Annotated in this window: 28 protein-coding genes; 11 read left to right on the top strand and 17 right to left on the bottom strand. The window is 49.5% G+C overall.

Going from position 1 to position 24,584, the window contains the following annotated elements:
• Window positions 1-207: 207 nt before the first annotated feature.
• Genes KK083_RS21760 through tamL form a run of 4 tightly spaced genes read left to right on the top strand, consistent with a single transcriptional unit; the run spans window position 208 to window position 4,077 of the window.
• Entirely contained in the window at window positions 208-444 is a 237-nt protein-coding gene (locus tag KK083_RS21760) for a hypothetical protein (protein ID WP_254167549.1), read from the top strand.
• 5 nt (window positions 445-449) lie between these two features.
• The gene (locus KK083_RS21765) at window positions 450-1,073 is read left to right on the top strand and encodes a hypothetical protein (RefSeq protein WP_254167550.1); all 624 of its coding nucleotides are present in this window, start codon (window positions 450-452) and stop codon (window positions 1,071-1,073) included.
• Between the two features lie 32 nt (window positions 1,074-1,105).
• Entirely contained in the window at window positions 1,106-1,714 is a 609-nt protein-coding gene (locus tag KK083_RS21770) for an outer membrane beta-barrel protein (protein WP_254167551.1), read from the top strand.
• On the top strand, window positions 1,711-4,077 hold the full coding sequence (gene tamL, locus KK083_RS21775; RefSeq protein ID WP_254167552.1) for a translocation and assembly module lipoprotein TamL: 2,367 nt from the start codon (window positions 1,711-1,713) through the stop codon (window positions 4,075-4,077). The genes KK083_RS21770 and tamL overlap by 4 nt, the downstream gene beginning before the upstream one ends.
• Window positions 4,078-4,148: 71 nt before the next feature.
• Here the strand turns inward: tamL and KK083_RS21780 are convergent, their stop codons facing one another.
• Both KK083_RS21780 and KK083_RS21785 read right to left on the bottom strand, forming a co-directional pair.
• Complete coding sequence (locus tag KK083_RS21780; RefSeq protein ID WP_254167553.1) at window positions 4,149-4,745, bottom strand: DUF4136 domain-containing protein; 597 nt, start codon at window positions 4,743-4,745, stop codon at window positions 4,149-4,151.
• 36 nt (window positions 4,746-4,781) lie between these two features.
• Window positions 4,782-5,381, bottom strand: coding sequence for an outer membrane beta-barrel protein (locus tag KK083_RS21785; RefSeq protein ID WP_254167555.1), 600 nt, complete (start codon window positions 5,379-5,381; stop codon window positions 4,782-4,784).
• A 358-nt stretch (window positions 5,382-5,739) separates the two neighbouring features.
• Here KK083_RS21785 and KK083_RS21790 point away from each other — a divergent pair, with 358 nt between their 5' ends.
• The gene (locus KK083_RS21790) at window positions 5,740-6,726 is read left to right on the top strand and encodes an ornithine cyclodeaminase family protein (RefSeq protein ID WP_254167557.1); all 987 of its coding nucleotides are present in this window, start codon (window positions 5,740-5,742) and stop codon (window positions 6,724-6,726) included.
• A gap of 25 nt (window positions 6,727-6,751) precedes the next feature.
• Here KK083_RS21790 and KK083_RS21795 read toward each other — a convergent pair whose 3' ends face one another.
• Window positions 6,752-7,162: a response regulator gene (locus KK083_RS21795; protein ID WP_254167559.1), complete on the bottom strand. Its 411-nt coding sequence runs from the start codon at window positions 7,160-7,162 to the stop codon at window positions 6,752-6,754.
• Window positions 7,163-7,402: 240 nt separating this feature from the next.
• Window positions 7,403-7,786 (bottom strand): hypothetical protein, encoded by a 384-nt coding sequence (locus KK083_RS21800; protein WP_254167561.1) that lies wholly within the window; start codon window positions 7,784-7,786, stop codon window positions 7,403-7,405.
• 178 nt (window positions 7,787-7,964) lie between these two features.
• Here KK083_RS21800 and KK083_RS21805 point away from each other — a divergent pair, with 178 nt between their 5' ends.
• Window positions 7,965-8,249, top strand: coding sequence for a hypothetical protein (locus KK083_RS21805; RefSeq protein ID WP_254167563.1), 285 nt, complete (start codon window positions 7,965-7,967; stop codon window positions 8,247-8,249).
• A 133-nt stretch (window positions 8,250-8,382) separates the two neighbouring features.
• Here KK083_RS21805 and KK083_RS21810 read toward each other — a convergent pair whose 3' ends face one another.
• Complete coding sequence (locus KK083_RS21810) at window positions 8,383-8,751, bottom strand: response regulator (RefSeq protein WP_254167565.1); 369 nt, start codon at window positions 8,749-8,751, stop codon at window positions 8,383-8,385.
• A 199-nt stretch (window positions 8,752-8,950) separates the two neighbouring features.
• Between KK083_RS21810 and KK083_RS21815 the strand changes: the two genes are divergently transcribed.
• Window positions 8,951-9,205 (top strand): helix-turn-helix domain-containing protein, encoded by a 255-nt coding sequence (locus KK083_RS21815; protein WP_254167568.1) that lies wholly within the window; start codon window positions 8,951-8,953, stop codon window positions 9,203-9,205.
• A gap of 614 nt (window positions 9,206-9,819) precedes the next feature.
• Here the strand turns inward: KK083_RS21815 and KK083_RS21820 are convergent.
• Window positions 9,820-10,116: a hypothetical protein gene (locus KK083_RS21820; protein WP_254167570.1), complete on the bottom strand. Its 297-nt coding sequence runs from the start codon at window positions 10,114-10,116 to the stop codon at window positions 9,820-9,822.
• A gap of 570 nt (window positions 10,117-10,686) precedes the next feature.
• On the opposite strand from KK083_RS21820, the gene ligD reads away from it, so the two are divergent.
• The 3 genes from ligD to KK083_RS21835 all read left to right on the top strand — a co-directional run bounded on the left by ligD (window position 10,687) and on the right by KK083_RS21835 (window position 13,553).
• The gene (ligD, locus tag KK083_RS21825) at window positions 10,687-11,634 is read left to right on the top strand and encodes a non-homologous end-joining DNA ligase (RefSeq protein WP_254167572.1); all 948 of its coding nucleotides are present in this window, start codon (window positions 10,687-10,689) and stop codon (window positions 11,632-11,634) included.
• 57 nt (window positions 11,635-11,691) lie between these two features.
• Window positions 11,692-12,168, top strand: coding sequence for a group II truncated hemoglobin (locus KK083_RS21830; protein ID WP_254167574.1), 477 nt, complete (start codon window positions 11,692-11,694; stop codon window positions 12,166-12,168).
• A gap of 356 nt (window positions 12,169-12,524) precedes the next feature.
• Window positions 12,525-13,553, top strand: a complete 1,029-nt coding sequence (locus KK083_RS21835) for a collagen-like triple helix repeat-containing protein (RefSeq protein ID WP_254167576.1) — start codon at window positions 12,525-12,527, stop codon at window positions 13,551-13,553.
• A 64-nt stretch (window positions 13,554-13,617) separates the two neighbouring features.
• On the opposite strand, the gene KK083_RS21840 is transcribed toward KK083_RS21835, so the two are convergent.
• The 7 genes from KK083_RS21840 to KK083_RS21870 all read right to left on the bottom strand — a co-directional run bounded on the left by KK083_RS21840 (window position 13,618) and on the right by KK083_RS21870 (window position 20,297).
• Window positions 13,618-14,676, bottom strand: a complete 1,059-nt coding sequence (locus tag KK083_RS21840) for an asparaginase (protein WP_254167577.1) — start codon at window positions 14,674-14,676, stop codon at window positions 13,618-13,620.
• A gap of 39 nt (window positions 14,677-14,715) precedes the next feature.
• A complete protein-coding gene (locus tag KK083_RS21845) occupies window positions 14,716-15,507 on the bottom strand; it encodes a TatD family hydrolase (protein ID WP_254167578.1) in 792 nt (263 codons plus the stop codon).
• A 171-nt stretch (window positions 15,508-15,678) separates the two neighbouring features.
• Entirely contained in the window at window positions 15,679-16,029 is a 351-nt protein-coding gene (locus KK083_RS21850; RefSeq protein ID WP_254167579.1) for a diacylglycerol kinase family protein, read from the bottom strand.
• A gap of 39 nt (window positions 16,030-16,068) precedes the next feature.
• Window positions 16,069-17,133, bottom strand: coding sequence for a glycosyltransferase (locus KK083_RS21855; RefSeq protein ID WP_254167580.1), 1,065 nt, complete (start codon window positions 17,131-17,133; stop codon window positions 16,069-16,071).
• Window positions 17,130-17,759: a polysaccharide deacetylase family protein gene (locus KK083_RS21860; RefSeq protein ID WP_254167581.1), complete on the bottom strand. Its 630-nt coding sequence runs from the start codon at window positions 17,757-17,759 to the stop codon at window positions 17,130-17,132. The genes KK083_RS21855 and KK083_RS21860 overlap by 4 nt, the downstream gene beginning before the upstream one ends.
• Window positions 17,756-18,982 carry a GAF domain-containing SpoIIE family protein phosphatase gene (locus KK083_RS21865; protein ID WP_254167582.1) on the bottom strand — a complete coding sequence of 409 codons (1,227 nt, stop codon included), beginning with the start codon at window positions 18,980-18,982 and terminating at the stop codon, window positions 17,756-17,758. Before KK083_RS21865 ends, KK083_RS21860 begins: the two co-directional genes overlap by 4 nt.
• A gap of 235 nt (window positions 18,983-19,217) precedes the next feature.
• Window positions 19,218-20,297: a glycosyltransferase gene (locus KK083_RS21870; protein WP_254167584.1), complete on the bottom strand. Its 1,080-nt coding sequence runs from the start codon at window positions 20,295-20,297 to the stop codon at window positions 19,218-19,220.
• Window positions 20,298-20,342: 45 nt separating this feature from the next.
• On the opposite strand from KK083_RS21870, the gene ruvC reads away from it, so the two are divergent.
• Window positions 20,343-20,900, top strand: coding sequence for a crossover junction endodeoxyribonuclease RuvC (ruvC, locus tag KK083_RS21875; RefSeq protein ID WP_317195242.1), 558 nt, complete (start codon window positions 20,343-20,345; stop codon window positions 20,898-20,900).
• 10 nt (window positions 20,901-20,910) lie between these two features.
• On the opposite strand, the gene KK083_RS21880 is transcribed toward ruvC, so the two are convergent.
• The 4 genes from KK083_RS21880 to KK083_RS21895 form a co-directional block, all read right to left on the bottom strand.
• Window positions 20,911-22,002, bottom strand: a complete 1,092-nt coding sequence (locus tag KK083_RS21880) for a glycosyltransferase WbsX family protein (RefSeq protein ID WP_254167586.1) — start codon at window positions 22,000-22,002, stop codon at window positions 20,911-20,913.
• The gene (locus tag KK083_RS32680) at window positions 21,999-22,676 is read right to left on the bottom strand and encodes a DapH/DapD/GlmU-related protein (RefSeq protein ID WP_317195243.1); all 678 of its coding nucleotides are present in this window, start codon (window positions 22,674-22,676) and stop codon (window positions 21,999-22,001) included. Before KK083_RS32680 ends, KK083_RS21880 begins: the two co-directional genes overlap by 4 nt.
• Before the next feature lie 6 nt (window positions 22,677-22,682).
• Window positions 22,683-23,570, bottom strand: a complete 888-nt coding sequence (locus KK083_RS21890) for an FkbM family methyltransferase (RefSeq protein WP_254167588.1) — start codon at window positions 23,568-23,570, stop codon at window positions 22,683-22,685.
• Between the two features lie 38 nt (window positions 23,571-23,608).
• On the bottom strand, window positions 23,609-24,584 hold a 976-nt coding region (locus KK083_RS21895), incomplete at its 5' end, for a lipopolysaccharide biosynthesis protein (RefSeq protein WP_254167590.1).

Raw genomic sequence — 24,584 nt, forward strand, 5'->3', positions numbered from 1 at the left:
AGCGCAAACTTTTTCTGAAGGTTAGTTTAATACTGTTATACACAGTAAAGGACTTATCGGGGCAGCGCTCCCGGGCTACCTTTACTGCAATATGATCGCCAGGACTGCAGCGCACCACACCCATTGCCGCTGAAGATCCTTTGCCTATAACTTGCTACGTTCAAACAAGGAAACTAACACGGGTGATGACTCGATGCACCAGGGCTTATGAGCGCAGATATCGAATTTATGATCGGGCGATTCCCGGCGTATAAGGAACGGATCCTGAGTCAGTATGAAGTAGATGAGGATTTTAAAACATTGTGTGAAGACTTCTATGCGAGCGCATTGATCCTGCGAAGTCAGAAGAAGAAACGTATCAAAAACAAAAAAAATGAGCTCGAGTATCAGAAACTGTTTCTCGCCCTGGAGACCGAGATCTTCGATCTTCTTACCAGGGACTAATCGCCATGAAGATGCAAACCAGGAACATACAAGCCTTCGCATTCTTTAAACGCACCGTGATGAGTGGTGTCTTCCTGTTGCTGCCCATACTCATCATCGCCGTGTTGTTTGCCAAAATATGGGCACCCATCACCAAACTCGTAGAACGCATCAGCTACCGGTTGAACGCAGAATTCCTGCCAGGCCTCAATGGTGTTACCATACTTGCCCTGTGCGCCATCCTGCTGCTGTGCTTTGCGCTGGGCCTGCTGGCGCGCCTCGCCTTTGTCAGCGCCTTTTCTGATTGGGTAGAGAACAACATCATCAAGGTGCTTCCTGCCTACCGGTATTTCAAGATCATAGCGCTCGAGAAAATGGGTGTAGCGCACCACGAGGATCAGGTTTGTTTGCTGGTGTACGTGCAGGGCACATGGCAGCCCGCGTTGCTGATCGAAGATGGCCCGGGTACCTGGCACACGGTCTTTGTTCCGCTGGCGCCGTCGCCCAATATCGGAACCATCCATTTCGTACAGGCAAAACACGTCATAAAGACAGATCACACCCTCAACGATTTTCACGAGTTCATCCAACGATTCGGCAAAGGCATCATTTCAAAAGCGGAGATCCAGCTTCCCGAAACGATGGATTGATCTGTTGAAACACTTTTTCACTCACAGGCAAAATGAAAACAACGTTGTGTCTTCTCGCTACCTTTTGGCTCACGCCATCTTGCTTTGCCCAGCTGGGTGTAAGCTTTCTTGGCGGATACGCCTGCAAGGAACAATTCCCCGTTACGCCCGCGGTGGTCAGGATCTCCGACGGCTTTACCTATGGCGCCGGCGTGGAGATCATGATCCTGGGTGTTTATGGATTTGAGCTAAGCTATCAGCGGCAAGAAGCTGAGTTCACCGTATCGGATGATAGCGGAAGTGAAACAGACCGGGGCGCTATTGACCTTGTGCTGTTGGCAGGATACCGCTTGCACGCCCTCACCGATGTTGTAACCCTCTATGGCGGCCTTGCTTTTGGATCGGCCGTTCTTTCCAACCACGAAAGAGACATGTCAGCGTATCGTTTTGCCTGGGGCGGCAGGGCTGGTGTCAGGTACAGGTTATCCGATACGGTTGGCTTCAAGCTGCAGCTGCAGCTGATTGCCATACCTCACGCCGGCGACGCTTCTGCATGGCCGATATCAGGCGCCCCTGCCGCACCTTCAGAAGGTTATGCGTATGCCCTTCAATTCGGCATGGCAACGGGTGTCTGCTTCTCACTTTTTCAGAACCGGGAATGAACGTTATCATTTCTTCAGCACGCAACCTACGGCGCCTGTTCATCCATGGCCTTGCACTTTTGCTTACCTCTTGCGCCGCCACCAGGTACATTCCGCCGGGAGCGTATTTTTATGACGAAACAGAAATAGTGATCAACGGCAAGGGGCTTACGAAAAAGCAAGGCCGTGCGCTGAAGGAAAAACTGGAAGCATCGCTCCTACTGAAAAGCAACCAGCGCATACTCGGAAGCAGGCCGGCGGTGTGGTTCTATTACATAGCGGGCAACCCGAAGGAACATGCTACTGTGAGGCAATACATCAAAAAGACCCTTGGCTCACCACCCGTGTTCCTCAGCGATATGCAGCCACAGTTTTCAACAAAAGTGATGACGGCAAAGCTCGGCAACAACGGTTACTTCGGATCATCGGTGACCTACAAGATCTCCACCAATCCGAAAAATAAAAGCGGCAAGATCACCTACGCGGTAACGCTGCCTGAGCCGTATCATCTCGGCACCATCCGGTATTGCCTGCAGGACGATGGCAGGTTCGCAGCGGTGTCTGAAAAACTACAGGAGCACGCATTGCTGAAAACCGGGCAACAATATGATCTCGAAAGGTTAAAAGCCGAGCTGCTGCGCATCGAAAAAGTATTCAGGAATGAAGGTTTCTTTTTCTTTAACAGGAACCTGCTGATGTTCGAAGCAGACACCACCGAGGGCAACCACACCATAAACCTGGACCTGCGGTTTCGTGAGGCACCCCCGGCGAGGCCCGGCACCACCTACACGCTCGATGCCGCGAAGTTCTACTTTGGCAGTAACCTGTTGCTGGACTCGGCCTCCGCCCATCGCGACACGCTCACGCTACACGATTTCGATTTCATTTATGACCGTAAAAATTCCGCCAACCTGATCAATCCGGGTGTGATCGCCGATATCAACGATCTCAAAAAAAGCAAGGTCTATTCCATTCAGGCCGAAGAGGCTACCCGCCGCCACATCCTTGACCTGAGCATGTTTCAATCACTGAGAATACAATTCATACCCGCTCCCGACTCCGCTGTTCTCACCCCGCACGTCTTTCTCTCCACCCGGAACAAAAAAAGCCTCACCAGCAAATTGCGGTTTGTTTCCAAATCAAACGGCACGATCGGGCCCGACGCTTCGATCACCTTTACCAATCGTAATATTTTCAGCGGCGCAGAAAAATTCGATCTCTCCGTATCAGGAGCCTACGAGACGCAGATCACCAACAACGAAAGCAACACACTGAACGCTTTCGAGGTCAAGCTCGAGTCTTCGCTTTCTCTCAAACGCCTGCTGATGCCTTTGAAGACCGATCACCACCATGGCACCTATTTACCTACCACCGTGATCAAAGCCGGCCTGGATTTTCAGAACCGCATCGACTATTACAACATCGGGGCCTTCAACACATCTTATGGGTATATTTGGCGCACCTCCAGGTCGCGCTTCCATGAATTTTCTCCTGTGATGGTGAGCTACGTCAATACCAGCAATGTTTCTTCCGAGTTTTACGATCTGCTGGTGCTGAACCCTTCGCTTGCCATTTCTTTACAGGATCAGTTCATCCTGGGCTCACGGTATGCCTACACCATCAGCAGGGCCAATGACAAACCCAATGACTCATTCGAAGCCGATGAATGGAGATCCAACCGCTTTTATTTCAAGGGGGGCATCGAGCAGGCCGGCAATTTACTTGAGCTGCTGCTGAGAAAGGCCAACGAAAATGAGGAGAGACCTTATCAAATATTGGGCTCGCCCTATTCACAATACATCAAAGGCGATGTTGACGTTCGTTATTACTGGCGCCTCCATGCCCGGCACTGGGTGGTGTTTAACGCCATTGCCGGAGTCGGTTACGCCTATGGTAATTCACAGACAATGCCCTACGTCAAACAATACTCCATTGGCGGCGCCAGCAGCCTCCGGGCATTTGCCGCGCGCACCGTTGGTCCCGGCAGTTACAACAGCAGCACCGATCCTGCGTACGCAGACGACTCTGTTGCCTTTCAGGATCAATACGCGGGCATGAAATTGCAGGGCAACATCGAGTACCGGGTTCACATTCACAAGGTCTTTCATGGGGCACTCTTCCTGGATGCCGGTAATATCTGGACCTTACGCGAAGACAGTGTGCGCACCGGGGCGCAGTTCAGCAATCAATTCTATAAGCAGCTGGCCATCGGCGCGGGCATCGGCGTACGCCTGGATTTTAAGATCTTTCTGCTGCGCTTCGATACCGCTTTGCCCCTGCACAGACCCGACAGCGGATGGGTGATCCAAAACATGGATTTCAGCAGCTCGGCCTGGCGAAAAGAGAACATCATCTTCAACATTGGGGTAGGTTATCCGTTCTGATCTATGCCCCTCTTCAACCTGGGTTACTTCATACTTCGGTTTGGCTTCAACCTGCACAGGGTTTGTCGGGCTCACGACCGGTCACGGAGCTTCTTATTCTTTTTGTCGGCAGTGGTCGGCGGAAAATCTTTCATGATCCTGGATACCGCGGGTGGTACCGTAGAGTCTACATCGATCCACGGAGAATCGATCCTGCTGTTGCCGATCCCCTCCCACACCAGGTGATCGTTGCGGCTGTCGATGATCTCGATGATGAGCGATCCATCGGTGTAGCCCCGCACGTTCCAGGTGGCATAGGCAGAATGTTTGCCGGTACCCCAGCCATAGGGGCGGTAAACACCTCCATAGCCGTAATACTTCGGGCCCGATAACACTTCGGAAATATCGGTCAGGATCGTCACCACGTTAACTTTCAGATCCGGCGCGGAGATATCTTCCGCAAATCCTTTTTTGATCAGCTCTTCCTTCACCGCATTGATGATCTGGTCTGCGTTATGCTGACTGAGCGACTGATCTTTCTGCCGCGGCCTCACCATGGTAAAAGTGGTGTACCGGGTGAAGTCCTTCGTGGTATCGTAATCCCGGGTCACCAGCACAGGCCCTTCACAGGCAAACACAATCATGGCCGCAGCATACGCCAGTAACTTCTTTACTTCTCTGCCTGTCATAAATCAATTTGAACAAGCTGCAACGAAAGATATTTTCTAATGGTACAACAACCCGATGCTCAGGTTCAAATAAGACTGGGCTTCCAGGTCATCGGTGCTGAAGCAGTTATTGTAGCTCAGCGCAACGTAGCCGTAGAGGTCCGCGTCCAGTTTCATACGCACTCCAATTTCAGGGCTGAGAGAAAATTGCCACGCATCAGTCCGGGCGCCCTCCTGGCTCATGCGAACATCCAGCCTGTTGTAGGTTACCCCCGCCCCAAAGCCCGCAAACGCAGACATATTTTGTTCTGCATGAAAGTAGTAGTCGCCCATAAAAAGCAACGGCAGGCTGTTGATGTAACGGAACTGTTTTCCCGTCAGCGAGGCGTGGCCTTCAGACAGGGTATACGTTGCTCGGTCTTTTTCTTCGTAGAATGTATACCATCCCGTCCTGGCACCTATACACCAGCTATCATTGATGTGGTACCTGTAATCGAACGTAAAGCCTCTGAAGCTCACCTGATCCACACGGTCTTTTGTGTTGCCTAACGGAAAGCTGATGGTATACTGTGTAGCGGCTGCGCTGTATTGGCCATAACCACAGACAACACCCACCATCATTGCCGGAACTACCAGGAGCAGACTCACCCATCTCATCGCAAAAACATTTTAACAAAAAACTTCACACAGCATTCCGGCAGGCACGCATCATACATCAGCAGTGAAAAGATCACCTGCTGAAGCTCCAGCATAGTTACACCATCTTTTATTGACAGGATAGTTAAATACAGTGATACACTGTGTAGCCTTTTCGATTGCTGGCAGACCATCGCTGGCAACGCCATGAAACGGAGTATTGGATAAGAAGCAGCTTTGTTAAAAAGCGCCTCAACTAAAAGTTTCCTGAAAGGTAAATACCATACAAATAGTAAATTCCATTCTATACTTTCCTGTCAAACTTTGCTAAGCTTGAGATAGATCCGCTCTGAAGTCTGGCCATTAAACAAAATAGCCTATGGAGACACTATTGCTCGGTCGAAAGGATGTAAGAGCTTTACTTACCATTGATGAATGTATCGCCGGGGTAGAGCAGGCTTTTAAACTTCGGGCGTTGGGTAAAGCGCAGGCGCCCGGTGTTCTGGGGGTGCATGCGCACGATGGCGGGTTTCATATCAAAGCAGGCATCCTGACCCTGGGGCGCGCGTACTTTGTGACGAAGACCAACGCCAATTTTCCGGACAACATGAAACGCCATGGCCTGCCAACCATACAGGGTGTTGTGGTTGTGAGCGATGCACAGAACGGAGCGCTTTTAGCCTTACTCGATTCCATCGAAATAACCATCATCCGTACAGGTGCTGCAACCGCTGTCGCCGCCAAATATCTATCCAACCCCGAAGCAAAAACAGTTACAATTTGTGGCTGTGGCAACCAGGGAAGAATTTCGTTGAAAGCATTGCTTGCGGTGAGAACCATAGAACGGGTTTTCGCCTATGACCAGGACGAGGCCATCGCACAAAGATTTTCTGAAACGTTGGGCCATGAGCTGAATGTCGATATCGAAGCTGTGGCCGACTTCAAGGCAGCGCTGGCCAAGAGTGATATCTGCATTACCTGTACGCCTTCTAAAAAACCCTTCATATCCCGGAACGATATCAGGCCCGGTACTTTTATTGCAGCGGTTGGCTCGGATAATGACAACAAGCAGGAGCTCGAGGCCGGTCTGCTGGCAGGTAATAAAGTGATAGCCGATTCCATCGATCAGGCATCAAAGATCGGCGAGCTGCATCATGCCCTCGATGATGGTGTAATGAAGATCGGCGATGTTTATGCCGAATTAGGCGAGATCATCGCGGGCCTGAAACCCGGCCGCATCTCAAAAGACGAGATCATCATTTTTGACAGCACAGGCACCGCCTTGCAAGACGTTGCCGCCGCTGCTGTTGTGTATGAAAAAGCAATTGAAAGAAGCCTCGGTGCCAGGCTGAATTTTGCCGATTGATACCGGTAGCACGGTCACGCGCAGTCTAAAAGTATTTGGCGTAAACGTATTTTGATAGCGCTTTTACCAGCGCGTTGAATGAAGTTGGCTTGACGATGCAATCAACGGCGCCCATCGACTTCAGCGCTCTTACCTGCTCTTCTGTGCAGGTAGTTGAAAGCATTATCACCGGAATTCCCGAATACCTTTCTGAGCTTTTTAAAAGTTGCAGGCACTCTTCGCCACCCATGATCGGCATGTTGATGTCCATGAAGATCAGGGCCGGAGGTGTTTCCAGGTTTTGGATAAGCTTTATAGCCACACTGCCATTGGTAGCGGTCAGGCAGTTGATCGTGTTGTGACTTATAGAGATCAATTCTGTTTCGTTCAGGTAGGCCGCTGCTTCACAGAAGAGCTCCCTGTCATCAGGATCATCGTCTATAAAAAGAATAGTCATAAAATGGATAAGTAGGCAAGCGCCGGATCAGCAGGTTGGGCTGGTTCTATCCGATGGTCACAGAAGCTGCTCCTATATTACAAACTTGCATGAATTAAGCTTATGCCAATCCATCATTTAAGTAAAACGCTGAATTTGTCGCCAGATGCATGGGCACTCAGAAGCGCCATCGCCGATCAGTCAGTTTGCTGACAGAACCCGCTTACTACTAAGCCATTCACACTAAAAGCAACCAGAGATTTATAGGACGCCCAAAAGCACGCTATCAGCTCTCGCAGTATCTAAGGCGGGACTTCTAAACAGCTTGTTAAAGGGACATACCATATGAATTTCGTCAATAGAAATTCTTGTGCGGGCAAGCATCTTACCGCTCATGTCATAACGATGAAACACGATCTGCTCGTCTTTTCCATGGGGCTGAATAGCTTCCACACACGTAAGAAACATTCCTTCGCCGAGCACACGTGAATAAACCCCGATAAGTTTTCCTGATTGTTTACTTAACACAAGCTCCTTTAAAATACCCTTTCTGGTTTTTACAAAATCCAAAGGAGTGTAATCATAAGGTGTAGTCTCGGTTGTTTGCATGGAAACAAAGGCTTTGATCTTCTCAGCAAAGTTCATGGGTAACAAGTATGATTTAAGCGAACCGGCAGTAAAAAATTATGCCAAAAAACGCATTGTGGAAACCTTGCCCCTTCAAATAAGCTCCGTAGGTCTGCCTGCATTGATGATGATTTATTGGTCTCGTGAATCTATTTTGATGGCCTGCTGAACCTCCCTGCCGTCATCGATATAAACAATGTGCATCCGCTACATGAATTTATTTTATGCTTTCAATGGGCTTCACCGAGTAGTGGAAATTGGGCTGGTACTGCTGAAACGCTTCATCCAGCTCAAATTGCATTACCTTGCTCAAATCACGGATGTAAATGAGCTTGTTCAAATGCGCGTCGTTGAGCACGACACCTTTCTCAGATACATCCAGAAGCTTGAGATGATTATTCTGCCACATCTCCCCCGCCAACCTGAATCTCAGGCTGATATCGGGGCGAGAATCTTTGATGGCATGCAAAAGCCGTTTTAGCTCCGTAACTGATATTTGATTGTTCCTGGTAGTTAACACATTTATTTCCCCGCCAATTTTTTTTACAATACGTAAGCTCCCGTTAATCGACCCTGTGTTTTATTAGCACCTGACGTGGTGCTGACCCCCAAGGTCATATAAATTCTTTCAGAAAATCTCTCAGCTCTGAATACTCGTAATCCTTCGAAAAAAAGGTTACTCCGTGCGCATCCTCTACCTTAAGAAGCTCGGTCTCGTCGCCATAGAGAATTATCTCGATGGAGCGCAGCCTTGGTTCGCCCCGCAAAATTTCTAAAAAGTTATTGATTTGAATACCGTGCATTGACAGATCCAAAAAAATAAAATCGAAGTGTTGCGCGGTGTTTTTTAAGAATTCGATAGCCTTTTGACTATCCAGTATAATGAGTACAACAGCTCCTTTTGAAATTTCATTAGACGCTTCTGAGAACCCCTGGTGGTCATCGGGGTCATCTGAAACAAGTAAACACGTCTTCAAGGTCATTTAAACGAAAATGGTTATCAGGGCTAAGATATATCAGCCCTTTTAATTAGACATCACAGCCAATTCGAAAAATATGTCAATTATCCTAAATGATAATTGGCATTAGGTTAATTGATTGGGCTATAAAAAATCATGCCAGCCACTGGAGCGTTAACCGGGCATATTATTTTCCAAAGTCTGGCGTACATTTCTTTGCATTATGAAATCAACCAAATCCTTTAAAAAAATTTTGGTTAACCTCGGGGAAAAGCTTGCAGAACTCAGGGTAAAAAAGGGTTACGAAACCTTAAAGGAATTCACAGTGAAATATGATCTGCCCCAAATTCAATATTGGCGAATAGAAAAAGGCAAGGCCAATGTAACGCTCAAAACCCTGGTGAAAGTGCTTGCCATTCACAACCTCACCCTGCAGGGTTTCTTTAGCCTGGTGATTGAAGATGAACGAAATATTTAACGAAGGTAAATTGTACTTTAGCTGCTAAAGTTATCTTTAATGATAACTGTGGAAATAGTTCGTCAAATTATCATATTCGATAATCGCCTGTGGAAGAAATCGAACATTTTAAAATTACTTCCTGGGTGTACGAACCCAGCGCTCAATTCCCTCACGGGTCTAGTTTCATCTTGAGTATTTCTTGTAAATAAACTTAGACAACACTTTTACGAGGTCATTAAAAGCACATGGCTTTCTGATGCACTCATAAGCACCCAGCGACATCAACGCCGTTGCATCTTCACTGGCCAATGTTGTAGAAAGCATGACAACAGGAATGTCGCAAAACAGTTGACCGCTTTTTAATGCCGGAGGCACTGCCTGCCATCCATTACCGGCATGTTGATATCTAAAAAAATATAATCGGGCACTTCCTTTCAAGCAGCGAGCAGGTCAATGGCCATGCAACCATTATGGCCGTAACACACGTAACGGGCTCTTTATCTTCATAAATGAATTGGGAGTTATTTAGATACGTTACTGCCTCGCAGAAAAGCTCGGTATCTTCGGGGTCGTCGTTTATAAACAGTAATGTCATTAAATGAACGCGACTTATAGAGGCGTGTGAAAATTATTCAATAAGCAAACACCGGGTTAACGCTATAATGGAAGTGAGGCTGGTATTGCTGAAAGGCATGATCCAATTCGAACTGCATTACATGTGCCAGATCCCTTACGAAGATCAGTTTGTTTTTTATTTCATCATTGAGGGCAACGCCTTTCTCAGTAAGTTGAATGATGCGCGAGTGATTGGTCTGCCACATCTCACCTATCAGGCGAAACCTCACACAGATATCAGGTCTTCCATCCTTAAGGTCGTATAGCAGGCGTTTAAGCGCCAATACTGGTACTGCGTCGTTATATTTTATCATGTTCACCGCCTCACGCTCGTAAATACAAACGCAAACAACTGTAAAAACTTTGTGCCCGTTTTATCTTATAAGATGTATTTGAAGCGGCTCAAATCCGAAAAAAGCGCCGAAATGCCTGCCGGCTTTGGTAAATGGTAATAAGGCCGCTGTAGAAATTCTGGCCCCTCGCAGTAGCGTGAAAAATTTTGTGGGAAGAGAAACGATCGCCGATACCTCAGCTTTCTAAACACCTTTTGTCAAAAAGGTGTCTACATCTTGAGGTGTATAAATTCCCTGATACGCCCAGGGGTACAAAGAGATGTAATTTCCGAATGCCGTTCTCTCGGTTTGTGCCATACGCGCTTCACCCATATAGTGGAAGGCAAAACAAAAGCAGTTATGCACAATAGGGCGTAGCTGCGACTGTTGAAATTCCTTAGAGAGCACGGAACTATTGTAAGCCGATACGATATCCCGCCTCACTTCGTTCTGCAAAAAGTGATTGCCGGGTGGGTTATCATAAGCTGTGTCAACCCACTTTGCGGTATGGGCCATAGGTACAAGCACCCGTTATTTTTACTAATTTTCGCCATGAAGTATGTCAAAATCGAAGGCAGTCGTAAGTTATCGTCATTTATTGTTCCAATGATGGCGCAGCTGAGCGATCGGCCTGCTTTCGACAATCCGGATTGGCTGTTCGAGGTCAAGTGGGATGGTTATCGCGCCATTGGTGAGATCAATGAAACAGAAAACCGCTTATATTCCCGTAACGGGCTCACCTATAACAAAGCTTATCCTAAAGTTTTCGAAGCGCTGAAGTCCATCCCGATCAATGCGATCATCGATGGCGAGATTGTGGTGCTGGATGAAAAAGGTAGACCTAACTTTCAGAAGCTTCAGAATTACACGAACAATGACAAACATGTGATCCAATATCATGTGTTCGATTGCCTGGAAATTGATGGCAAGTCTATCACACAGCTGCCTTTGGTAAATCGCAAAGAGCTTCTTCGGGAGCTGCTGCCGGAATCAGCCGTCATCAAATATTGTGACCATGTTGATGGCGAGGGCAAAGTCCTTTTCAGGGAAATGCAGAAGACGCACTTCGAGGGAATGATCGCCAAAAGAAAACAAAGTAAGTATCTCATCGGAAAGCGCTCTTCAGATTGGCTCAAGATCAAAAACATCCAAACCATGGAGGCAGTTGTAGTAGGGTTCACTGATCCGAAAGGCTCCCGGAAACACTTCGGCTCTCTGCTGCTTGGGGCTTTTAAAAAAGGGAAACTGGTTTTTATCGGTGGTGTAGGCACAGGCTTCACTGATCAAAGTCTTACAGATGTTTACGCAAAGTTGAAGCCCCTGATCCGCAAAAGCTCACCGTTACACGTTCCCATCAAACAGACGCCAGATATGACCTGGGTAGACCCGTTGCTCGTATGCAATATTGCGTATGCTGAAATTACCGATGACGGCAGCGTGCGGCACGCGGTATTTCAAGGCTTGAGGGTTGACAAGGCGCCGGAAGATGTGAGAATATAATACCATTTGCCGTTGTCACCCGTCATTGACAGAAACCTAAAAAAGACGATTTATATTATGAGCAATCAAGAAAAAAAGCATGAAGCGCTTTATGACCATGCAGGTGGTTGGAGCGCAATATATAAGCACGTTGAGATATTTTATCGCTCATGTTTGGCAGACCCTGTCTTGCAACCATTATTTGGACACGAGGAGCAACCGGGCCACGTTGAAAAATTTGCGGCTTTCACTGCTGAAACTTTCGGCGGACCTGACAGATTTACAAAAGAAATGGGCGGGTTTTTACATTTGATAGATGTACACAGGGGGTTCAAAATTACAGAGGAGCAACGACAGCGTTTTGTAGATCTATATATGGATGCTGCCGATAAAGCCGGGCTTCCTGCAGATAAACCTTTTCGTGACGCACTTAAATCCCATGTTGACTTTGGCTCACAGGTTGCAAAACAAAACTCAAACGCTAACTCAGACCTCGAATTACACCCATTAAGGGAAGTTCCGAAGTGGCATTGGCATCCTGACGACAAACAATAGACAACCCGCCTGTCACGCCCTAAAATAAGTTTACGTTTTTTTGACATAAGCTCACAGTCACAGCGTAAAACCTTCAAAGGGTTCAATCATGTGATGCATTTTTTGATCTGCGATGGACTATCTTATTATTCTACTGATTTTCACACGCCGTCTGAAGAAGCTTCTGCAATCGAATTAAATGCGATCGGGTACTCGCAGGTATAAGCCCGAAAGTAGGTGTGGATTTTGATCAGTCACCACGTAGCTTACTCCTTTTTAACTACAATCCACGGCGTATGGAATGCCAGCAGGTTAATCGTTTTATTCACACACTTTATTATAGGTTTGAGGCAAATTTTTTAACCCGTTTAAAAACTATGTTGAGCAAAATTAAAACACTTCTCTATTCTTTTATTGTATTGGCTTTTGTGGCCGCTTGTGCAGGCGAAGACGGTGATCCGGGCCCCCAGGGCGAACAAGGTGAGCAGGGTCTTCAAGGCGCCCAGGGCCCTCAAGGTACCCCTGGTATCGGTTCAGCCTACAAGACAGGTTCTCTCGAAGGCACTGTTGCCGGCACACGCAAAGATGGCACAGCCTTCAGCGAAGCCTTTAAGTTTGAATATACTTACAACAGCGTACAGGCTTTCTATGAAGAAGCCGGACAAAAATACCTCGATGCATCGCGCTTCGCAGATCCCAGCGGCAACGGCCCTTCTATGAACATGGACCTGAAACAGGTATCGGAAGGCGTTCTCGAGCCCGCTAATTACGCTTACAGCGTTGATTTCGACTTCCAGAAACCGCTTAATAATGACGACATCTTCGTTATAGACGCCCAGCCTTATTTCCGTGCAACAGAAGCATACGTGAGATCTCTCACGGAAGAGCAGAATGACATCTACAACTTCTCATCGTCAAATATCCCTGGCGGCCTCTGGTACCAGGAAACTACCTACAACGGAACCACCGCAGCTTATCAGCTGGATAGCTATCTTAGCGACGAAGGACTGGTTGAAGTATACTACAGCAAGGCAACAGGATCGCTGCTCGCCATTTACCAGAATTCTACAGGCAACTTTGCTACCTCCGGCACCCTGTTCAACCTGTATAACAAGCTGAAGTTCAAATTCAACGCCACCCATAACATTCCAGTATTTTACGACGCTGCAAACAATGCTGAATTGTTCGTGGCATTTCCTGCGGTGCCTGCCGATCAGCTTACCATTACAAACTACGCCAGGAATACCACTACCGGCGTGATCACTTTCGATTTCGTGATCAAGGTGAGCAAATATCTCTCTAACTCTTCACGCAGAAACTCTACCGGTCATGACCTTACCATCACCGGTAAATTCAACTCAGGCGACAAGGTTTACAAAAACATTGTGGCCCGCGAGCGGAACTAAGACATTTACTTCTATTCAAAAAAAAAGAGGCTGGTCATCAGCCTCTTTTTTTATGCGTTACCCTTTAGCTCAGCTCCCCTGCCAGCGACACGCTGATCATCTCACGGGTGCGATCACGGCCGTACTCACCCAACAGCAACATCAGCTTGGTCACGGCAGCCTCGGTGGTCATGTCGGCACCGCCGATCACACCTATCTTCTGCAATTCACGACTGGTCTCGTAACGACCTTGTGTTACCATACCTCCAGGACATTGCGAGATGTTGAGCACAATCACGCCACGGTCAATGGCAGCTTTCAGCGCTTTGATCAGACCATCGGACGTAGGCGCGTTGCCCGAGCCATACGTTTCCAGGATCACCGCCTGAAGGCCTTTGGTTTGAAGAATGGCATCAACCGTAGACGAAGATATACCCGGAAACAATTTCAGTATAGAGATATTGGGATCGATCTTCGAGCGCAGCATGAGCGATGACTGCTGGTGGTGGCGGATGGCGGAGAAGTTGTAGTCGATCTTCACCCCTGCTTTTGCCAGCGGTGGATAGTTTCCTGAATCGAACGCGTCAAACTGCATGCTCTCCACTTTTTTGGAGCGGTTGCCGCGCAACAGCTCATAATCGAAATAGATACACACTTCCGGCACCAGGGGTTTGCCATCTTTTCTGGCCGACGCCACCTCCAGTGCCGTGATCAGGTTTTCACGGGCATCAGACCTCGGTTCGGCTATGGGCAGCTGAGCGCCGGTGAAGATCACGGGCTTGCCGAGGCCATCGAGCATAAAGCTCAGTGCCGACGCGGTGAAGGCCATGGTATCGGTGCCGTGAAGCACCACAAAACCATCCTGCGCGTGGTAGTTGTCATAGATGATGCGGCTCAGCACCTGCCAGTGCTCCGGGTCTATGTTAGAAGAATCGATGGGCTGCTCGAAAGAGATCACGGTGAGCTCCAGCGCAAGGTTTCGCAATGTAGGCAGGTGCTCGAGGATCAACCCGAAATCGAAAGGGATCAATACCCCTTCGCTGTTGTAGGCCATACCAAAAGTTCCGCCGGTATACACGATCAGTACCCTGCCTTTGGGTGGCTGCGGTGTAGCCGTGTTGATGCTGACTCGTTTGAGGTTCATGAAAACGTTACTGGTTGTTTGGTGGATCTGATGCGCAAGTTAGCCGATCTGCTGAAATAGTTGCAGCGCATTCAGCGTGGTCTGTTGCTGCACTTCTTCCAGGGAGATCTTCTTAATGTCTGCTACCTGCCGGGCAATAAGGGGAATGTACGCGGGCTCGTTGCGTTTTCCCCGGTGCGGCACCGGCGCCAGGTAAGGGCTGTCGGTTTCCAGCACGATCTTTTCCAAAGGCACTTCGGGCAGCACCACATCCAGCCCTCCTTTCTTGAAGGTAGCCACGCCGCCAATGCCCAGGTAAAAATTCAATTTGGCGATCTTCTGCGCCTGTTCCGCGCTGCCGGTAAAGCAATGGAATACGCCCGTCAGCTTTCCATCCTGGAGCTGCTCTACCAGGGCAATGGTCTCATCGATGGTTTCGCGGCAATGAATGATGACCGGAAGCTGGTATTGTTTGGCCCAGCCCACCTGCACGGCAAAGGCCTCCTTCTGCTCTTCCCAGAAAGTTTTGTCCCAGTAGAGGTCGGTGCCCATCTCGCCGATGGCAGCAAATTTTCTTTTCGACAGCCAGTCTTCAACAATGTACAGCTCGCGTTGAAAATCTTTGTTCACGGAAGTAGGATGCAGCCCCATGGTAGCGAAGTACTGCGCGGGGTTCAGGCGCTCCACTTCCATCATGGCATCGATAGACGTGTGGTCTACGTTGGGCATGAAGATCTTCTGCACATTGGCCTCCGCTGCCCGCCGGAGCGCCTCCTGACGGTCGGCAATAAACCGGTCGGCATAAATATGCGCGTGGGTATCGATAAAGAAATTATAGGCGGGAGTGCTCATGTCTGTAGTTGTAGAATTGGAGCGCTAATATACAGTTGACAGTTGACAATCCCGATGTGCCATCGGGATTGTCAACGGGCGGAGTCAAGTAATGATTTCGGCCTTCGATTCGGAGCTGCGCACTTGTACCCTACACGGACTGTTGTCAATTGCCTATTTGTCAATTGTCAACTAACCAAGGCAGTATTTCCTAAAAATAATCACCCCGATAACCAGCGCGATCACCGATGCTACCAGCACGGCACCGGCGGCAATGTCTTTTATTTTCCCGGCAAGGGGCTTACGCTCCAGGGTGACGAGGTCTACAAGGCCTTCAATGGAAGTGTTGATCATTTCAAGGCCCAACACCAGGCCGATGACGAGCAGAATAATACACCACTCCGTGGCCGTGATGCTGAAATAAAAACCCGCGCCTACGGTAATCAGCCCTACAAGCGTTTGCACTTTCAAGTTTCGCTGCTCCCAGAATGAGGCACGCAGGCCCTGCAGCGCATAGAGAAAACTTCTGAAAAATCCGTTCACGGTAATGTCAATAAAAACGCAAGATACAATAAAGGCGCTTCAGTGACTCAGAATAATATCCAGGGCCTTGTCAAGGGCATGATGGCTCAGGGGCACAGAAGTGAAGCCTGAATACCGGCCCGACTTCTCCAGGGCATCGGCAAGATCAAAATCCTGTTGCTGCACACTGAAGGCCATGCCGCTTTCCATCAACTGCCGCGCAAGGTACTGCTGTTCTGTCTGACCCGGCGTGGGAATGAAAATAACTTTTTTTCGCAGGGCTGCCATATCCATCACTGTGCTGTACCCGCTCCTGGCCAGCACAAGGTCTGAAGCTTCTATTACACGCTGCAACTCATGTGACGTGAGGAAGTTGACCTGGTGCGGCTCCGGTGCGGCAGCGGCAGAAAAAATTCCCCTCACCACCCGGTAGCGCAACCCCGACGTACGCAGCTGCGGAACAACCTTTTCTTCCAGCAGGGTGCGCTGCGGCTCCGGTCCTGAAAAAATAGCCACCAGGTCGTATTTCTTTTCCACCGGAGCAGCACCTGGCTCAAACCGCGAAAGAGGCCCGATGTGATCGACCTTCAGTCCGGTAGTGTTTCCAAAATAGGTGAGATCGCCGGCGAGGTTGGGCTTGCCGGGCAGGTCTGGTATCCAGCACCGCGTGAACTTGCTGATATAGCGGTGATTCATCTGGCGCACAACGTTCTGCAGCCACCCGAACCGTTGTGGCATCATGATGTTGCTCTGGTGCGTGATAAAAACGGAGGGCACCCGCGACGAACGGAAACCGTAGCGGTTATCAGAGATGATCACGTCTATACCGCCGCGGGTCACCAGCGCTTCGGCAGCGCGGTGCTCATCGGCGATGGTTTTGATAAAATGCGGAAGCTGCGTGGCCATTTTCCATGCCATGGATCCTTTTGCAGGATAAACAGGATCGTAGCCCGGCAACAGCACCGATGCGAGCGATGGAAATTCAGCCCGCAGCAACGTCAGTGAGTCGCCACTGCCCGCGATGGCAACTTCGCAGCGGCGGGCAAGCAGGTTCCTGATGATCGGAATGCAACGTGACGCATGGCCCAGCCCCCAGTCGAGCGGTGCCACGATCACACGTTTCATGCAACAAGGGGTTTGAAGGTATAACCTTTGCCACCAAAGTGATCGAGAAAACGCGGCAGCACGTAAGTGAGGTTCTTCTCCGCTTTAAAGCTGTCGTGAAAAACAATGATGGAACCAGGCCGGGCTACGGCGATGGTGTTGCGCAGGCACTTCTCCGGCGAGAGGTGCTTGTCATAATCGCGCGAGAGCACATCCCACATTACGATGGTGTAACGGGCCAGCGCATGGATCTGCGAGCGGGTGATACGGCCATAGGGTGGACGAAAGACAGTTGACAAAGGGCAATCGACGGTTGACAACTGGTCTTCGAACTGCTTCACATTGCTGACATACTCGTCTGTGCGGGTACGCCAGCCGTTGAGGTGGTTGAAGGTGTGATTGCCGATGGTGTGTTGTGCTGCCCGCAGCTTGCTGAACACGTCAGGGTGTTTGCGCACATTATCGCCGATGCAAAAAAAGGTTGCCAGCACAGAGGCCTTTTTCAATTCTTCCGTCACAAAATCAGTGGGGCCGTTCACGGGGCCATCGTCGAATGTAAGGTAGAGATCGTGTTGATCTGCCGGCATCCTCCACATAAGCGAAGGATACAGCATGGGAAGAAAAAAAGGAGTTCTGTGCGGTATCATCCTACCCGGCATGAAAGGATGGTGATATCGTCGTGATACCCGTTCTTACCCTTGAATTTATCCAGCGCAACAATGATATCCTGGTGGATCACTTTCAGGTCTTTGGTATACGTGTGATCTTCCTGGAAGTATTTTATCAGCGACTCCATGCCGTACTCCTGCCCTTGTTCGTTGATGGTTTCGGTGAGGCCATCGGTATAGCAGAACAGCAGGAAGTCGTCGAGCCCCGTCACAAAACCTTCGTTCAGGAACGGCAGCGGATGCATGGCGCCCAGCACGGTAGATCCTTCTTCGAGCAGGCGCAGGCCATTCTTCTTGTCGTACAGCAGCGGTGGGTTGTGCCCTGAGTTCACATACACCATGGTCTTGAGCCTGATGTCGTAAATGGCCGCGAAGAAAGTGATGAACTTCTCGCCCTTGGTGTTCTCCAGCACCTGAAAGTTCAGGGCCTCTACAATATCTGTCAGGTTGGGAGTCTGGCGCAGCAGCGTACGCAGCACAGCCTGAAAGTTAGACATCATCAGCGCGGCAGGGATACCCTTTCCGCTCACATCGGCCACACAAATGAGGAACTGGTTTTTGTTGATCGGAATGTAATCATAGTAGTCGCCCCCTACCCTGTCGTGGGGCAGGTAGCTGGCTTCCACCTTGAGCAGGTCTGTGTAAGGAAGTTTTTCGGGGAAGAGGAACTGCTGCACATCGCTGGCGATCTCGAGCTCTTTGCGGAAGGCTTCCTGCTCGAGCTGTTTCCTTGCCAGCTTCTTGTTCTCGATGGCCACAATGATGATGTTGCTCAGCGCCTGGATGAACCGGATGCCGTCTTCGTTCTCATAACGCGGATCGTTCCTGTCGAGCCCGCCCACAAACACCAGCGCAAGCGTATCGGATTTGTGCGTTACCGGTATCACGATATCGAACTCCGTAAAGTCACACTTCTCGAATTCTTTCAGGTGCGTAATGTCCTGAATGGTCTTGAACTGCGGCAGCAGCTTCGAACGGTGAAAATGATGATCGGTGCCAAAGCTGGCCTTGCAGCTCCACTCGTCATCCAGCACAAAAAGCGCCATCTTTTTGATGTTCAGGTTAGAGCGAAGCGTGAAGTTGTAGATCTTATAGAGCGATTCTTCCGGCAGGTTGCTGTTGATAGCCTGGGTGATCTCCAGCAGTGCGTTGAGTTCGAGCTCCTTTATTTCAAATTGTTTCTTGATATCTAGATCTGGCATAAGCGTAGTGCTGTAAAGTTATGAATTTGGACCAAAAGTCGATAGCCAGTGGTCGGGAGTCCGTGACGATCTGTCGGGCAGACGTGTGCTCGTTAGGGAAGGGTCCACGGTCCACAGTCGACGGTCCACGGCAACCGGGCTATGGCTAAGTCTCATGTTTTGCTGAAAAACTCGGGAATGGGCAGGGTTTCACACACCGCATGGCTGTGGTCTGTGGACCGTCGACTGTGGACTGTCATCGGCCCTTCCAGGTTCCCGAAACAAAATTAGACGTTACCCCCACCAGCACAACATAGACGGGATAGAGCAGCTGCAGCAAAACGAGTGCTGGCCAGCGCCAGTGTACCTTCAGAAAACGGCAGACGTGGCGCAAAAAGAAGCCCTCCAGCACGGCTTTGAGCACCAGGAGAAAAAGCACGGGATAAGAAGGATCAATGACGAGGCTCGCCAGACACCACAGGGAAACGAGCTGGCTGGCCAGGATGAACAGGGCGAGGCTGATGGTATAACCCGATGAATTGAACTTCCATTTGGCGGCCCACCGCAGGCGCTGCTGCAAAAATGAGGCAACATCCGGCTGTGGCTGTGTGCCCACCACAACCTCGGCGGAAGCCATAAAGCACACACCGTCAGGGTAACGGTCAAAGATCTTGCGCATGAGGAACTCGTCATCGCCTGAAGCAATGTGCAGATTGCCCTCATATCCGTTCACTGCTTCAAAAGCATGCTTGCGGTAAGCGAGGTTGGCGCCGTTGCACATGGTAGGCCTTCCCCACGCCGCGGTGGCAGCACCACTCCCGATAAGGCTGGCAAACTCGATGGCCTGCAGCTGTGAAAAAAAAGATGCATCGCGCTGCATGCGCACGCCACCAAAAGCAAACTTCACCACCTCGCGCTGAAAATACCGGTTGATGATGCGCAGCCACTGCTGTGGAAGTGAACAATCTGCGTCGGTGGTGACGATCACCGAACCCTTCGCGGCCTTCACCCCGGTAGTGATGGCGTGCTTTTTTCCATTGCCTTCGTTCTCAAGCACAACCAGGTTGCGCAAGCCAGAAGCGCGGAGCAGCGCCGCCGATGCATCTGACGAATGATCATTTACGGCAATCACTTCAAAATGGCTGTATTGCTGTGCCGCAAGGTCGTTCAGCAAACGTGTAATATTTTTTTCCTCGTTGCGTACGGCAACTACAACGGTGATCATCTGCTCGGCAGTAGCTTCGGGCACCGTTTGCCGGGATAAACGCTGCCAGCCGATCCACAGCATGATCACCAGGCAACAGTAGCAGAGTAATATAAAAGCGATCACCATCATGCGCCGCAATTTCAATAATTTATAAACGCTGCCTATCTTGTTGCCGTGGGAAAAGTTTCAAAGGAAAAGATCATCCTGGGCCTCGATCCGGGCACTACCATCATGGGATACGGCCTTATCAGCGTGAATGGCTCTGCCATCGGGCTGATCCAGTATGGCGTGATCCACCTCGATAAATATACCGGCCACGAGCTCAAGCTGAAGAAGATCTTCGAAAGGGTGCTGAGCCTGGTAGATGAATACCATCCTGACGAAGTAGCCCTTGAAGCGCCGTTCTTCGGCAAAAACGTTCAGTCCATGCTCAAGCTTGGCCGCGCCCAGGGTGTTGCCATGGCCGCCGCGCTGTACAGGGAGGTGCCCATCGTTGAATATGCCCCCAAGAAGGTAAAACAATCCGTGACGGGCAACGGCAACGCCTCCAAAGAGCAAGTTGCAAAAATGCTGATGACGCTGCTGCACATCAAGGAAGTACCCAAGCTGCTGGATGCCACCGATGCGCTGGCCGTGGCGTTGTGCCATCATTTTCAGAAAGGTGTGACTCAAAGCAGCTCCCGCTCATGGGAAACATTTCTGAAAGAGAATCCGCAAAGGATCAAATCATAACCTGCGCTGATCACCGCCACTCTGTAATAGCTTCTTTTAAAGCCTCCAGGTATCCACGGCCAAATTTCAGGTCGGGCTCCATGTAATTGCCCTCGGCCCATTCATTCCACGATTTCAGAAAAACGATCCGGTGCTCCTTCTTTTTGTCTTTTACAGTTTCCAGCACCGCCTTCACATGCTTTTTGAAAGCCGCGGGATTGGAATTGATAAAGATATTGCCCCTTCTGCCCGACCGGGGAGAGTGATCATAATTGGGAATAATGGTGGGATACCAGTTATCGCGCGAATCATTTTTGTCGGAGAAAAACCGCGATACTTTTTCGTAATCAAATACCGACCCGTGTTTGAACCAGATGCGTTTCATTTTCATAAAAGCCCTTACGGGAAGTGGGTACTTATGCTTATAAAAATGATACAGGCGAACGATGTTGATGGCATCAAAACCTTTTTTGATGAGCTGCTCGTAGTCTTCTTCAAAATGCGTATGCCCAACGAAATGGATCCCTTCCAGTCCGTTCTTCCGGGCCTCCGTCTGCCAGCAGGTAATGAATTTATCAACCTCGGGGAACTGCATCGGAAGGTAGAGCTGAAACAAAGGTTTATTGTCAACGCGGATATAACGTTTGTCTTTAAAGGCCGGCAACAACGCGTAGAAATGTTCGAGGTAGTCAGGCTCTCCGCCATACTTCTGTTCGAGCAGCATACGGTTGGTGCCTTCTTTACTGAATTGTTTATCCTGCCAGCTATGGTTGGCCCAGCTCAGGCAAAAAGGAAAGTCGGGCTTTCCGGAAGCCAGCACTTCGTTAAAAGGTCTTTCCAGCAATCGCTTGCCGTTGCCAAACCAATAATGCCAGTAACAAAATCCTTCAATGCCATATTCACGGGCAAGGTCAGCCTGCTCCTGCCGTACTTCAGGCAATCGCAGATCGTAATATCCAAGATCGGCAGGCACCCTTGGCTGATAATGCCCCCGGAACAACGGCTTGGCCTTACCAACATTGGTCCACTCGGTAAAACCTTTTCCCCACCACAGGTCGTTCTCAGGAACGGGATGGAATTGGGGCAAATAAGCCGCTATGATGCGCACGGAGCTGTCGTTCATTCTTTATCAGTTTTGTAGGAATCTGCCAACGCTTTCAATTGCAGTGCATCTTCCACCGTTTCAATTTTTTTATAGATCATGTCTATGTTCTTCCTGATCCACGCATCCGAAAAATCAACAAAGCAGATCGGTTTCAAAATGTTGATGACCTCCTCCGTAAAACGAAAACGGATCAGCCTGGCCGGGTTCCCGCCCACAATAGCGTAAGGGGGAACATCTTTGGTAACAAGAGCGCCTGCGGCGACAATGGCGCCCTTGCCTATTCTGACACCCGAAAAGATCCGTGCGCCTGTGCCGATCCACACCTCGTCTTCAACCACAACGGGCCCGTTACTGATCGCATCGATCGGCCCTCGTTTTATTAGTTTGGAATAAAAGGGAAAAGTAGTGGCCGTGTTGATCTGGTGGTTTACGCCCAGGAAAAAAGTTACGTCCGGCGCAATGGAAACATAATTGCCGATCACAAGCTTTTCTTTCTCCGTAACGTATAAGCTTTGAACCGTGATGGTTCCGTAAGTGCCCTTTCCTACCTGCACTACCTCCATCGGAAAAAACCTGTCGCCAACTTTGGTCTCGTTGTGCGGGTTTCTGCTGCGCCATTGTTTTTCAAAGCTCCTTCTTTCAAAAAAACGGACGAGCGCACGAAGCACCGGTATTTTACGAATCAAGCTCATCGATCGTTAATTCTTACAACGTATTACGCCTTTGCTCAGCTTTTTGCCCCAATACATCAGGCCTTCTGAAAACTCTGTCGCATAGCCCAGGCGTTTCATAAGACTCTCCATGTATTCCGGATCGCCTTTGCGGTGATAGGTGCAGATGGCGAGCTGAATATTTTTACCCGTGGCCAGTGTGTTCTTCGCGCCCTCCAGTGCCATTCGTTCGGCACCCTCGATATCCATTTTTATAAACAGGTCCCGCTTCTCTTCGCCAGCCAAAAACGCGTCGATCGTTACAAAGTCGCCTTCGGATTTATCACCTACATATTTTTTAACAAAAGTAACCTTGTGAGCCCATTTGGCAAAGGTAGCGTGAAGGGGTTTCTGCCAGTGCTCCATGCATTCAAAAAGGATCACCTGCCTGGTCAGGTCAATGGTGTCGAGCGAAAAGATCGCTTCCGCGGCGCCTACATCGAGCAAGGTCCTGCCCTGTAGCTCGTTGTAAGAGCGAACATAACGATGGGCCGAACGAATATCCTGTTCGATCAAAAGTGCCCGGTAATCTTTCTGCACTTTTTCAGTTGTATAAAACTCGGGGAAATAAAGTCGCCGGCCATTGTGCACCACAAAGGGCAGGTTTTGCGCAGCATCTCGCTCGACCCGGATCTCGAGGTTTTTGTACTCCAGCGAATACGCATACGGATAAGATGTCAATCCATGCTTCCCCATAAATGCATAGGCGCCGTTCTCATCACTTTCAGGCGTGAGCGATCCAAACCAGTAGGCACGTTTGCTTTTGGCGATAACGTTGAAATTCCGCACAAAGAAGACCGCTCTCCCCAGGAAGAAATCATAGATGCCTTTTCGCAGCGAATAGGGAAGTAACTTTCTGTATAAGGTAGCCAGCATGAAGATCAGGTTAAAGTTTGTGCGTCAAAAAGACCGCGTCATTTTTTTAAGTTGGACAACCTCAGGTTTTTCAATTCAGTTCTGTACACCACCAACAGCACCACGATGCAAAGCAGGCAATACGCCAGGTGGCGTAAGTTCTCATAGCCCTGCATCGTTAATTCGGTTACGACGATAACTGACAGCAATATGGCCGGACCGATCAAAACCTTGTAAGCATTGAATCGAAAATCGAAACGGTTCTTCGAAAGAAAATAAAGCAGAACAATTTCTACTACAATGCTGGCAGCGGTTGTGGCGATCACACCTTTGATGCCCATGTGATCGGCTATCAATATAATGCCACCGATCTTCACCGCGGAGATCACGGCATAAATAACAGGGAGCGGTTTGGTGTACTTCAGGATCAGGTACGGTAGGCCAAAATACAACCGGATGGACCTGCCGATGTATAAAACAGCGATGTAGGGGATGATGTCCATGGAAAGCTTATAGGCCGGGCGCTGCAGGTAGGTGCTGAGCCAGTCGATGGCCACGGGCACTACCAAAATAGCACCGCAGACCACCAGCATGATTATGGCTATAAACCCGTTGTAATACCGGTTGATCTCCAGTGAAGTGCCCTTTGTTCCCTGCGCCGTGATCAGCTTCACCACCCTTGGAACAATAGCGCTGTGAAGGCCATTCATGAACAGCTCGATGCCCACCAGGCACTTAATGGCAAAATCATACACACCTACAGAAGCCAGTGTTAGGTAAAACACCATCAGGATCCTGTCGAAATAATTAATGACCCATTGCTGCAATTGATAAATGAACGAGTAGAAGTTGAAGCTGAACGACTCGCTCAGCAACCGGGTATCGAAGTGAATACCGAATTCCCTGACAATGCGCACCAGCACCCAGGCGGCAGCAAACCCCAGGGCAAGCAGGCGGCCGCCCAACGGACCGATGAGGGTTTTAGGGAAAACATGCAACCCCGCGATGGTGAAGAGGACGATGCCCGTAAACAAA

It is taken from the genome of Chryseosolibacter histidinae, assembly GCF_018598225.1.
Taxonomy (GTDB): Bacteria; Bacteroidota; Bacteroidia; order Cytophagales; family Cyclobacteriaceae; genus Chryseosolibacter; species Chryseosolibacter histidini.

Coding starts and splice junctions, on each gene's coding strand:
- KK083_RS21760 (WP_254167549.1), top strand. CDS start 208: ATGAGCGCAGATATCGAATTTATGATCGGGCGATTCCCGGCGTATAAG.
- KK083_RS21765 (WP_254167550.1), top strand. CDS start 450: ATGAAGATGCAAACCAGGAACATACAAGCCTTCGCATTCTTTAAACGC.
- KK083_RS21770 (WP_254167551.1), top strand. CDS start 1,106: ATGAAAACAACGTTGTGTCTTCTCGCTACCTTTTGGCTCACGCCATCT.
- tamL (WP_254167552.1), top strand. CDS start 1,711: ATGAACGTTATCATTTCTTCAGCACGCAACCTACGGCGCCTGTTCATC.
- KK083_RS21780 (WP_254167553.1), bottom strand. CDS start 4,745: ATGACAGGCAGAGAAGTAAAGAAGTTACTGGCGTATGCTGCGGCCATG.
- KK083_RS21785 (WP_254167555.1), bottom strand. CDS start 5,381: ATGAGATGGGTGAGTCTGCTCCTGGTAGTTCCGGCAATGATGGTGGGT.
- KK083_RS21790 (WP_254167557.1), top strand. CDS start 5,740: ATGGAGACACTATTGCTCGGTCGAAAGGATGTAAGAGCTTTACTTACC.
- KK083_RS21795 (WP_254167559.1), bottom strand. CDS start 7,162: ATGACTATTCTTTTTATAGACGATGATCCTGATGACAGGGAGCTCTTC.
- KK083_RS21800 (WP_254167561.1), bottom strand. CDS start 7,786: ATGAACTTTGCTGAGAAGATCAAAGCCTTTGTTTCCATGCAAACAACC.
- KK083_RS21805 (WP_254167563.1), top strand. CDS start 7,965: ATGTGCATCCGCTACATGAATTTATTTTATGCTTTCAATGGGCTTCAC.
- KK083_RS21810 (WP_254167565.1), bottom strand. CDS start 8,751: ATGACCTTGAAGACGTGTTTACTTGTTTCAGATGACCCCGATGACCAC.
- KK083_RS21815 (WP_254167568.1), top strand. CDS start 8,951: ATGAAATCAACCAAATCCTTTAAAAAAATTTTGGTTAACCTCGGGGAA.
- KK083_RS21820 (WP_254167570.1), bottom strand. CDS start 10,116: ATGATAAAATATAACGACGCAGTACCAGTATTGGCGCTTAAACGCCTG.
- ligD (WP_254167572.1), top strand. CDS start 10,687: ATGAAGTATGTCAAAATCGAAGGCAGTCGTAAGTTATCGTCATTTATT.
- KK083_RS21830 (WP_254167574.1), top strand. CDS start 11,692: ATGAGCAATCAAGAAAAAAAGCATGAAGCGCTTTATGACCATGCAGGT.
- KK083_RS21835 (WP_254167576.1), top strand. CDS start 12,525: ATGTTGAGCAAAATTAAAACACTTCTCTATTCTTTTATTGTATTGGCT.
- KK083_RS21840 (WP_254167577.1), bottom strand. CDS start 14,676: ATGAACCTCAAACGAGTCAGCATCAACACGGCTACACCGCAGCCACCC.
- KK083_RS21845 (WP_254167578.1), bottom strand. CDS start 15,507: ATGAGCACTCCCGCCTATAATTTCTTTATCGATACCCACGCGCATATT.
- KK083_RS21855 (WP_254167580.1), bottom strand. CDS start 17,133: ATGAAACGTGTGATCGTGGCACCGCTCGACTGGGGGCTGGGCCATGCG.
- KK083_RS21860 (WP_254167581.1), bottom strand. CDS start 17,759: ATGATACCGCACAGAACTCCTTTTTTTCTTCCCATGCTGTATCCTTCG.
- KK083_RS21865 (WP_254167582.1), bottom strand. CDS start 18,982: ATGCCAGATCTAGATATCAAGAAACAATTTGAAATAAAGGAGCTCGAA.
- KK083_RS21870 (WP_254167584.1), bottom strand. CDS start 20,297: ATGATGGTGATCGCTTTTATATTACTCTGCTACTGTTGCCTGGTGATC.
- KK083_RS21880 (WP_254167586.1), bottom strand. CDS start 22,002: ATGAACGACAGCTCCGTGCGCATCATAGCGGCTTATTTGCCCCAATTC.
- KK083_RS32680 (WP_317195243.1), bottom strand. CDS start 22,676: ATGAGCTTGATTCGTAAAATACCGGTGCTTCGTGCGCTCGTCCGTTTT.
- KK083_RS21890 (WP_254167588.1), bottom strand. CDS start 23,570: ATGCTGGCTACCTTATACAGAAAGTTACTTCCCTATTCGCTGCGAAAA.